The sequence below is a fragment of the Massilistercora timonensis genome (assembly GCF_048354975.1).
Taxonomy (GTDB): Bacteria; Bacillota; Clostridia; order Lachnospirales; family Lachnospiraceae; genus Massilistercora; species Massilistercora timonensis.
Genome location: NZ_DBGCJQ010000110.1, coordinates 1 through 8184, shown reverse-complemented (window position 1 = coordinate 8184; position 8184 = coordinate 1). Strand labels below are relative to the sequence as shown.

The 8184-nt window shown below is 51.6% G+C and carries 11 protein-coding genes and 1 pseudogene; all 12 read left to right on the top strand.

Translation table 11 applies throughout. From position 1 onward, the window contains the following. Positions 1–307 (top strand): annotated as a pseudogene (locus ACML7B_RS09835) (gfo/Idh/MocA family oxidoreductase); the annotation flags it as partial. Positions 308–331: 24 nt separating this feature from the next. Beyond that, positions 332–814: an N-acetyltransferase family protein gene (locus ACML7B_RS09830; RefSeq protein WP_418541022.1), complete on the top strand. Its 483-nt coding sequence runs from the start codon at positions 332–334 to the stop codon at positions 812–814. A gap of 179 nt (positions 815–993) precedes the next feature. Then, positions 994–1239, top strand: a complete 246-nt coding sequence (locus tag ACML7B_RS09825; RefSeq protein WP_418541019.1) for a hypothetical protein — start codon at positions 994–996, stop codon at positions 1237–1239. A 111-nt stretch (positions 1240–1350) separates the two neighbouring features. Next, positions 1351–1875 (top strand): GNAT family N-acetyltransferase, encoded by a 525-nt coding sequence (locus tag ACML7B_RS09820; protein ID WP_418541016.1) that lies wholly within the window; start codon positions 1351–1353, stop codon positions 1873–1875. A gap of 24 nt (positions 1876–1899) precedes the next feature. After that, positions 1900–2388: a prolyl-tRNA synthetase associated domain-containing protein gene (locus tag ACML7B_RS09815; protein ID WP_418541014.1), complete on the top strand. Its 489-nt coding sequence runs from the start codon at positions 1900–1902 to the stop codon at positions 2386–2388. 26 nt (positions 2389–2414) lie between these two features. Then, positions 2415–3005 carry a hydrolase gene (locus ACML7B_RS09810; RefSeq protein WP_418541013.1) on the top strand — a complete coding sequence of 197 codons (591 nt, stop codon included), beginning with the start codon at positions 2415–2417 and terminating at the stop codon, positions 3003–3005. After that, positions 3002–4042 carry an alcohol dehydrogenase gene (locus ACML7B_RS09805; RefSeq protein ID WP_418541012.1) on the top strand — a complete coding sequence of 347 codons (1041 nt, stop codon included), beginning with the start codon at positions 3002–3004 and terminating at the stop codon, positions 4040–4042. Before ACML7B_RS09810 ends, ACML7B_RS09805 begins: the two co-directional genes overlap by 4 nt. Positions 4043–4054: 12 nt before the next feature. Beyond that, on the top strand, positions 4055–5068 hold the full coding sequence (locus ACML7B_RS09800; RefSeq protein ID WP_418541009.1) for an aldo/keto reductase: 1014 nt from the start codon (positions 4055–4057) through the stop codon (positions 5066–5068). 48 nt (positions 5069–5116) lie between these two features. Further along, positions 5117–5929 (top strand): MBL fold metallo-hydrolase, encoded by an 813-nt coding sequence (locus ACML7B_RS09795; protein ID WP_418541007.1) that lies wholly within the window; start codon positions 5117–5119, stop codon positions 5927–5929. A gap of 372 nt (positions 5930–6301) precedes the next feature. Continuing rightward, a complete protein-coding gene (locus ACML7B_RS09790) occupies positions 6302–6682 on the top strand; it encodes a hypothetical protein (RefSeq protein WP_418541004.1) in 381 nt (126 codons plus the stop codon). A gap of 63 nt (positions 6683–6745) precedes the next feature. Beyond that, complete coding sequence (locus tag ACML7B_RS09785; protein WP_346708397.1) at positions 6746–7036, top strand: YabP/YqfC family sporulation protein; 291 nt, start codon at positions 6746–6748, stop codon at positions 7034–7036. A 14-nt stretch (positions 7037–7050) separates the two neighbouring features. After that, on the top strand, positions 7051–8184 hold a 1134-nt coding region (locus ACML7B_RS09780), incomplete at its 3' end, for a sporulation protein YqfD (protein ID WP_418541003.1).

The following is an 8184-nucleotide window of genomic DNA, read 5'->3' as shown; positions in this document are numbered from 1 at the left end:
CCATGACATTTACAGCAGATCCGACCGGAAGGGGATTTTCTATGGGGAGAAAGGCTACATTGTGGTGGAGAATATCAACAATCCACGGAGTATCGCTGTCTATGATACGGAAGACCGGCTCCTGAAGCAGATGGATGTACCGGAGCAGATCAGTGGATATGAATATGAGGTGCGGGAATGTATCGAGGCTATCCGGGCGGGAGTAATGGAGAGTTCTTCCATGCCCCTTTCAGACAGTGTCCGGGTCATGGAGATCATGGACCGGCTGCGAAAACAGTGGGGAATGGTTTATCCCCGGGAGAGATAATGGCGGCAGCAGGAGGGGACAGATATGAGTGACTGGATTGAATTCAGAAATGCCCAGCGGGAAGATACCCCGCTGATCCTGGCGTTTATCAGAGAACTTGCAGACTATGAACATATGCTGGATGAAGTGGTGGCAGATGAAGTTCTGTTGGAGAACTGGATCTTTGATAAGGAGAAGGCAGAAGTCCTTTTCGTTCTTGAGGACGGGAAGGAAGTAGGATTCGCCTTGTTTTTCCATAATTTCTCCACTTTTCTGGGGCGGGGAGGAATTTATCTGGAAGATCTGTATGTCCGTCCGGAGGCCAGAGGAAAAGGATATGGAAGGGCGCTGCTGAAGAAACTTGCCTCCATTGCAGTGGAGCGGGGATGCGGTCGTCTGGAATGGTGGTGCCTGGACTGGAATAAGCCAAGTATTGACTTTTATCTGTCACTGGGGGCTGAGCCTATGTCTGACTGGACGGTCTACCGGCTCGCCGGAGATACCCTTTTGGATCTTGCAAAAGAATAATTATCTGTAGTTTTCCTGCTTATTTTGGTTGTTTTTCTTGTCAGGAAGGGCTGGGGCATTTATAATCACCTACGTTGATTTTTCATTTATTCAAAGGAATGAATTACGGAGGAAAAGAAATGCAAAGAAAAGGTTGAAAACATCTGCGGATCGCAAGTATCCTGGTAATCCTTCTGGGTATGATCTCTATCCTGGCAGTACAGCTGCTGCTCGGGGCAAGTGAAGCGGAAACGGCCGCAGGCTTATCAGAATCTGCACTGAAGTCCCTTCTTACAGTTGTCCTGGGCGGGCTGCTTTTTATCATCCAGCTTGCCGCGTTCTTCCAGACCGGAAGCAGTATTGTGGAGATTGTGATCAACATTATCCTGCTTGTGATCCCCTATTATTATTTCCATAACGCAGTGAGAAATTATAAGGATCAATAGCAAGGGAAACGACCGGGCCATATTGGGAAACCAATATGGTCTTTTTTCGTGGTGGGTGTTATAATAAAAAATAGCTGTTTAGTACAGTGTATTGAATTTTGAGGTGTGTTCATGATAATTCGCAGGGCAGATGACAAGGATTATAAAGAATTACTTACATTTTACGAGAGGATGTGCCAGGTGCTGGGTGAGAAAGAGTTTCTCCCGGACGGAGATAAAGGCGGATTTCCCTCCGGGGAAATGATCAAAGGAGCCATAGCCCGGGGACAGCAGTTTGTAGGGATTGAAGATGAACGGATCGTGGCAGCCTACATTATGGATCATGACTGTGACGAGGCTTATGACCTGGTAAAATGGCAGGTAAATGCAGAAAAAGATAAGGTTGTGATCCTTCATGCACTGCGCGTCCTTCCGGAATATGGCAAAAGAGGATACTCCCGGAAACTGGTGGAACACGCCATCTCGACAGCGGGAAAATGGGGACAGAAGGCTATCCGGCTGGACTGTATTGAGGGAAATGAGATCCCTCAGAAAATGTACCGGTCTTTTGGTTTTCAGTATAGAGATACAGTTGAGATCACTTATGCGGATATTGGAGTTCCCAGGAAATTTCTTGTGTATGAACTGGTACTGTAGATACTGTAAAGAGAGGGCAACGGTATGAATAAGCAGGAGATCTATGATTATCTGAACAGCAGGGATATCTGGCACGAGATCACGGAACATGAGGCTGTCTACAATATGGAGGAAGTGGCCCGGATCCAGCTTCCTTATCCGGAACAGGAGGCCAAGAATCTTTTCGTCCGTGATGATAAAAAGAAGAACTATTATCTCATCACCGTCAAAGGGGAGAAGCGGGTGGATCTGAAGGAATTCCGCAGCCGCAACAACACCCGCCGTCTGGGTTTCGCAAGTGAATCAGATCTTATGGAGATCCTTGGTCTGATCCCGGGGGCGGTAACGCCCTTTGGGCTTCTCAATGATGAAGAGAGGAAGGTCCAGTTTTTCCTGGACAGAGACTTCCTGGAGGAGCCTGGATTCCTGGGGATACATCCCAACGACAATACGGCCACCGTCTGGCTTAAGACCAGGGACATGTTGGAGATCCTCCGGGAACACGGGAATCCGGTGAATGTGGTGGAGATCTGAGGAAAGACAGAAGGAGGTATGATACCATGACAAGCAATCTGACAAGAGAAGAAGCGCTGGAACTGTTGCAGAAATATAATCAGGAGCCCTTCCATATCCAGCATGGACTTACGGTAGAGAAGACCATGCGCTGGTTCGCCAATGAACTTGGGTATGGAGATGAGGCGGATTACTGGGCGATCACAGGGCTTCTCCACGATATTGATTTTGAACAGTACCCGGAGGAACACTGTGTGAAGGCGCCGGAACTTCTACGGGAAGCAGGGGTGGGAGAGGACATGATCCACTCTATCTGTTCCCATGGATACGGGATCTGCTGTGACGTGGAGCCGGAACATGAGATGGAGAAAGTGCTTTTCGCTGCGGATGAGCTGACCGGACTGATCGGCGCGGCTGCGCTTATGCGCCCTTCCAAAAGCGTTCAGGACATGGAAGTGTCCAGTGTGAAGAAAAAGTTCAAGGACAAGCGGTTCGCGGCAGGCTGTTCCAGGGATACCATCCGGGAAGGAGCACAGAGACTGGGATGGGAATTAAATGATCTGTTTGAGAAGACATTAAAGGCCATGCAGTCCTGTGAGGATGAGATCCGCAAGGAAATGGAGGCGCTTGCTTTATGAGAGCGGTAGTATATAAGGGAAACGGGATCCTTGCTCTGGAAGACCGGCCAGTCCCCGGGATCCAGGATGAAAAAGACGCCATCGTTAAGGTGACGCTGACCACCATCTGTTCCAGTGATATCCATATCAAGCACGGCGCGGTGCCAAAGGCCGTACCGGGAACGATCCTGGGCCATGAATTTGTTGGAGAAGTTGTGGAGACTGGAAGCGGAGTTCGGAAGGTGAAGGCGGGAGACCGGGTCTCAGTTAATGTGGAAACCTTCTGCGGAGAATGCTTCTTCTGTAAGAGGGGATTTGTGAACAACTGTCAGGATCCTCAGGGCGGCTGGGCGCTGGGCTGCCGGATCGACGGAGGACAGGCGGAGTATGTCCGTGTTCCCTATGCAGACAACGGCCTGACGGTGATCCCGGATGGAGTGACGGATGAACAGGCCCTTTTCAATGGGGACATTCTGTCCACCGGATACTGGGCGGCGGATATTGGAAAGATCCGGCCTGGCGATACGGTAGCGGTTATCGGAGCCGGCCCTACGGGACTTTGCACCATGGCCTGCGCCCGGCTCTATACGCCGGCCAGGATCCTTGCCATTGATACAGACCCTTACCGGCTGGATCTGGCGAAAAAGAAAGGCCTGGCAGATGTGACCCTGATCCCGGGAGAAGGAGATCTTCCGGAGAAGGTACGGGATCTGACAGAGGACCGGGGCGCTGATGTGGTTCTGGAAGTGGCCGGCGGAGAGGACACCTTCCAGACGGCATGGCAGATCGCCCGGCCCAACGCGGTGGTTGTGGTGGTGGCTATGTATGAAGAGCCCCAGACACTGCCGCTGCCGGATATGTACGGGAAAAACCTGACATTCAGGACCGGAGGCGTGGACGGCCGTTACGGGCAGGAGATCATGGATCTGACTGCCCGGGGGAAGCTGGATGTCAGTTTTCTCATCACTCACCGCTGCGGGCTGGATGAGATCATGGATGCTTATGAGATCTTTGAGCATAAAAAGGAACATGTGATAAAATTTGCAGTAAAACCATAAAGGAGGACGCATATGGATAAGGTAGTATTAGGAAAAACAGGGATTGAAGTAAACAAAAATGGATTTGGCGCGCTCCCTATCCAGCGGATCAGCAAGAAGGACGCAGTCTATCTTCTGCAGAAGGCGTTCTATCATGGGGTGGATTATTTTGACACTGCCCGGGCATACTCAGACAGTGAAGAGAAGATGGGCGCCGCCCTTTCCTGGGTCAGAGACCGCATTGTGATCAGCACCAAGACGGCGGCCACGGATGTGGAGACCTTCTGGAAGGATCTGGAGACCAGCCTTGGCAATCTTCAGACGGATTATATTGATATCTATCAGTTCCATAATCCGGCGTTTTGTCCAAAACCAGGGGACGGCACCGGCCTCTATGAGGCGATGGAAGAAGCCAAAGCAACGGGGAAGATCCGGCATATCGGGATCACCAATCACCGCCTGGCCGTGGCCAGGGAAGCCATTGAATCCGGTCTTTATGAGACGCTGCAGTTTCCATTTTCCTATCTGGCTTCCGAGAAGGACAGAGAGATCGTAGACGCCTGCAGGGAGGCAGGTATGGGCTTTATCGCCATGAAGGGACTGGCGGGAGGGCTGATCCGCAATTCAGCCTGCGCTTACGCATATCTGGCACAGCCGGAATTCTCTCATGTGGCGCCGATCTGGGGCGTGCAGCGGGAGAGCGAGCTGGATGAGTTTCTGTCTTACCAGGAGAATCCGCCCAGACTGTCCGGGGATCTGGAAGCAGTGATCCAGGCGGATCGGGGGCAGTTGTCCGGGGATTTCTGCCGGGGCTGCGGATATTGTATGCCCTGTCCGGCGGGGATCAAGATCAATGACTGTGCCCGCATGAGCCTGATGATCCGCAGGGCGCCCCAGGCGGCCTGGGTTTCCCAGGAGTGGCAGGAAGAAATGAAGAAGATCGAGAACTGCCTCCACTGTGGACAGTGCAAGAGCAAATGTCCCTACGGGCTGGATACGCCGGAGCTGCTGGCGAAGAATTACGAGGATTATAAGACATTTCTGTAAGATGCAGTGATTTGGAGAGAGAAGGATCTGACAGAGGAGGAGTAAGGGATGAAAGTAACGGTATTGGTGGATAATCTAAGAAACGGCCCTCTTAAGGGAGAGTGGGGATTAAGCTTTCTCATCGAATATGAGAAGTGGAAGATCCTTCTGGATACCGGAGCCTCCGGGCTTTTTGCCAGGAATGCCAGAAGACTTGGGATCGATCTTGGAGAGGTGGATCACGCAGTGCTTTCTCATGCCCATTATGATCACAGCGACGGGATGTCCGCATTTTTCCGGGAAAATGATCACGCATCTTTGTATATCAGGGAGAAGGCAGAGGAAGACTGCTATTCCCAGAAATGGCTTCGCAAAAAGTACATCGGGATCAAGAGGGGGGAACTGAAACGGTATCAGGACCGGATCATCCGGGTGGCGGGAGACTATGAATTGGAAGAAGGCATTTATCTGATCCCTCATAAGGCGGCGCAGCTGGAGAGAGCCGGCCTGCGGGCCGGAATGTACCGCCGGACAGGAAGGCATTGGAGACCCGATGATTTCTCCCATGAACAGAGCCTGGTGTTTGAAACGCAAAAAGGGCTGGTGATCTTCAACAGCTGCAGCCACGGCGGCGTGGAAGTGATCATCCGGGAGGTGATGGACACATTTCCCGGCCAGCCGATCTATGCGATGCTGGGAGGGTTCCACCTGTTCCATAAGCCGGAGGCGGAAGTGCGCTCCCTGGCGCGCAAGATCCAGTCCACAGGCGTGGAGAAGATCTACACCGGCCACTGTACCGGAGAGAAGGCGTTCCAGATCCTGCGCCAGGAGCTGGGAAGCCAGGTGCGGCAGTGGAAGACGGGAATGCGGATCAGCCTATAACCTCCTTTACCAGAATTTAAAATCCAGCTAACAATAAAAGAATATTTCTGTGCTATGCTCTCTTATAATTAGTAAGTCAAAAAATCCATCATGACGGAAGGAGTTTTGTGAGATGAGAAGAGAGAAGCGCAGCCGGAAAGAAATCCGCAGAGACCTGGTACGTAATTATTCTTCTATGGAATCAAAGGTAGATTCCAAGGCCAGAGAAGTGTTTAAGAGGAAACCATATTCAGTGGGGACGTGTTCTTTTTAAAAATACCACGTCCCAGATTGAAAATACCCTGTCCCTTTTTGTAGAAACTTGCGATTTGTTTTGCTGTATTTTATCCAGGCAATCTGCTACAATCCAGGTAAGAAAGGCGGGAATCGGATATGAGCAAAAGAGAAGAGGGGATCTGTATCTGGATCCATCATATTGCCACGGGACTTGGGGTTATCATGGGAATGGCCGGATGGCTGCGTCGTCCAAAAAGAGGCGTCACCGGATGGCTGCGAGGCTTCCTGCTGGGGATTTTTCTTCTGACCCAGTTCTATGCCTGTCTCAAGATCCTGGCGGACATCTTTCACAGATGTGATAAAGAGGAGGGAAAGACGGAAGGGGCGGAGGATCGGACATCTTCGCTTCACGGAAGCTTTGCCCGTATCCGCAGGCTCTGCCCCGGGAAGAGGGAGCAGCGGGCGGCGGCCTGGTCAGCCCTGGCCGCAGGAGTCGCTTTTAAGCTGGGAGTTCCGGCGCTCCTTGGCCGCCGGTAAATGGAGTGCATATTTGGGAAAATGCCGGCATAGAGTATTGTAAAATCCATTATTGGCGATTTTATGAAGGAAAAGAAAGAGGAAAAGAGTCAGCCTTTCAGGGAGCGGGTGCTTCAGGCGTCTCAGCTTCCCAGGGATGTGGTCATGGGTCTGCCGGTTCTGTACGTTCTGGGGCAGAGCGAGCTCCATCTGGAGAATTACCGGGGGATCCTGGAATATACAGAGGAAATGGTGCGTATCCTGATCAAGGGCGGTCAGATCAAGGTGACCGGACAAAGGCTTCAGGTGGTCTACTATACCAACGACGAGATGAAGATCAGCGGTCAGATCAAAGCCATCGAATATCATCGCTAGAGGAGGGATCGCGCTTGCTGTCACGGCTTATCCGCTATATCCGGGGGTATCTGCGTATCCGGGTGCAGGGAATCTACGCGGAGCGGTTCCTAAACGCCTGCGGCCACAGAAACATCTGCCTCTGGGACATCCGGCCCGTATCCGGCGCCTACGAGATGAATATTTCTATCCCGGGATTTCGAAAATTAAAACCGATCATCAGGAAGACAGGAACAAAAGCGGTTATCGTAAAGCGGTTCGGTCTTCCTTTTTATTTACAGAAATACCGCAGAAGGAAAGCGTTTTTCGCAGGGGCAGTCCTGTGCTTATGCCTTCTGTGGCTCCTCTCCGGGCTGCTCTGGAATATTGAGATCCGGGGAAATCTCACCTATACAGAAGAAGATCTGCTGGAATTCTTAAAGTCTGACCATGTGTATCCGGGTATGCGGGTTTCCCAAGTGGACTGCGCCGGTATTGCCAGGGATATCCGCAGAGAATACGAAGAGATCATCTGGGTCTCTGCTTCCCTGGAAGGGACCCGGCTTCTGATCCGGGTAAAGGAAAATGAAACCGGCTTAAGCCAGGAAGGAAAAAACCAACAAAGCAGGGAAGAGACAGAGCCTGTAGATCTGGTGGCGAAAGAGGACGGTGTGATCACTTCCATGATCGTGCGGGAGGGGGTGGCTCAGGTGGAAGAAGGCCAGGAAGTAAAAAAGGGGGATGTGCTGGTCTCCGGCCAGGTGCCGGTGAAAAACGATGCCGGGGAGATCACCGGGTTCCAGTACCATGTCTCTGACGCGGATATCCTTGCCCGGACGAAGATCTCCTATGAGGATCCGATGTCTCTGACCTGGGAGGAGAAAAAAGACCTTCCGGTGGAGAAGACCCAATATTTCCTGAAGATCGGCAGATTGCGCTTTTCCCTGGGTCTGATAGATCATCCCTATCAGAAATTCCGCAGTGAGTCCCGTCAGTGGCAGGGGCGGATCTTCGGTAATTTCTATCTGCCGGTATCCTGGGGCGTACAGACCCTGCGGCCTTATGAAAGCCTGAAAAAAACTTATACAAAATCCCAGATCCGCGCCCTTCTTAGCGCCAGGTTTTCCGGCTATTGCGAAGATTTGGAGAAAAAAGGGGTAGAAATTATCGAGAATGATGTTAAAATATAC

What these genes read in the sequence shown, in the direction of transcription:
- ACML7B_RS09805 (WP_418541012.1), top strand. Translation starts at nt 3,002, where the DNA reads ATGAGAGCGGTAGTATATAAGGGAAACGGGATCCTTGCTCTGGAAGAC.
- ACML7B_RS09830 (WP_418541022.1), top strand. Translation starts at nt 332, where the DNA reads ATGAGTGACTGGATTGAATTCAGAAATGCCCAGCGGGAAGATACCCCG.
- ACML7B_RS09785 (WP_346708397.1), top strand. Translation starts at nt 6,746, where the DNA reads ATGAAGGAAAAGAAAGAGGAAAAGAGTCAGCCTTTCAGGGAGCGGGTG.
- ACML7B_RS09795 (WP_418541007.1), top strand. Translation starts at nt 5,117, where the DNA reads ATGAAAGTAACGGTATTGGTGGATAATCTAAGAAACGGCCCTCTTAAG.
- ACML7B_RS09790 (WP_418541004.1), top strand. Translation starts at nt 6,302, where the DNA reads ATGAGCAAAAGAGAAGAGGGGATCTGTATCTGGATCCATCATATTGCC.
- ACML7B_RS09815 (WP_418541014.1), top strand. Translation starts at nt 1,900, where the DNA reads ATGAATAAGCAGGAGATCTATGATTATCTGAACAGCAGGGATATCTGG.
- ACML7B_RS09800 (WP_418541009.1), top strand. Translation starts at nt 4,055, where the DNA reads ATGGATAAGGTAGTATTAGGAAAAACAGGGATTGAAGTAAACAAAAAT.
- ACML7B_RS09810 (WP_418541013.1), top strand. Translation starts at nt 2,415, where the DNA reads ATGACAAGCAATCTGACAAGAGAAGAAGCGCTGGAACTGTTGCAGAAA.
- ACML7B_RS09825 (WP_418541019.1), top strand. Translation starts at nt 994, where the DNA reads ATGATCTCTATCCTGGCAGTACAGCTGCTGCTCGGGGCAAGTGAAGCG.
- ACML7B_RS09820 (WP_418541016.1), top strand. Translation starts at nt 1,351, where the DNA reads ATGATAATTCGCAGGGCAGATGACAAGGATTATAAAGAATTACTTACA.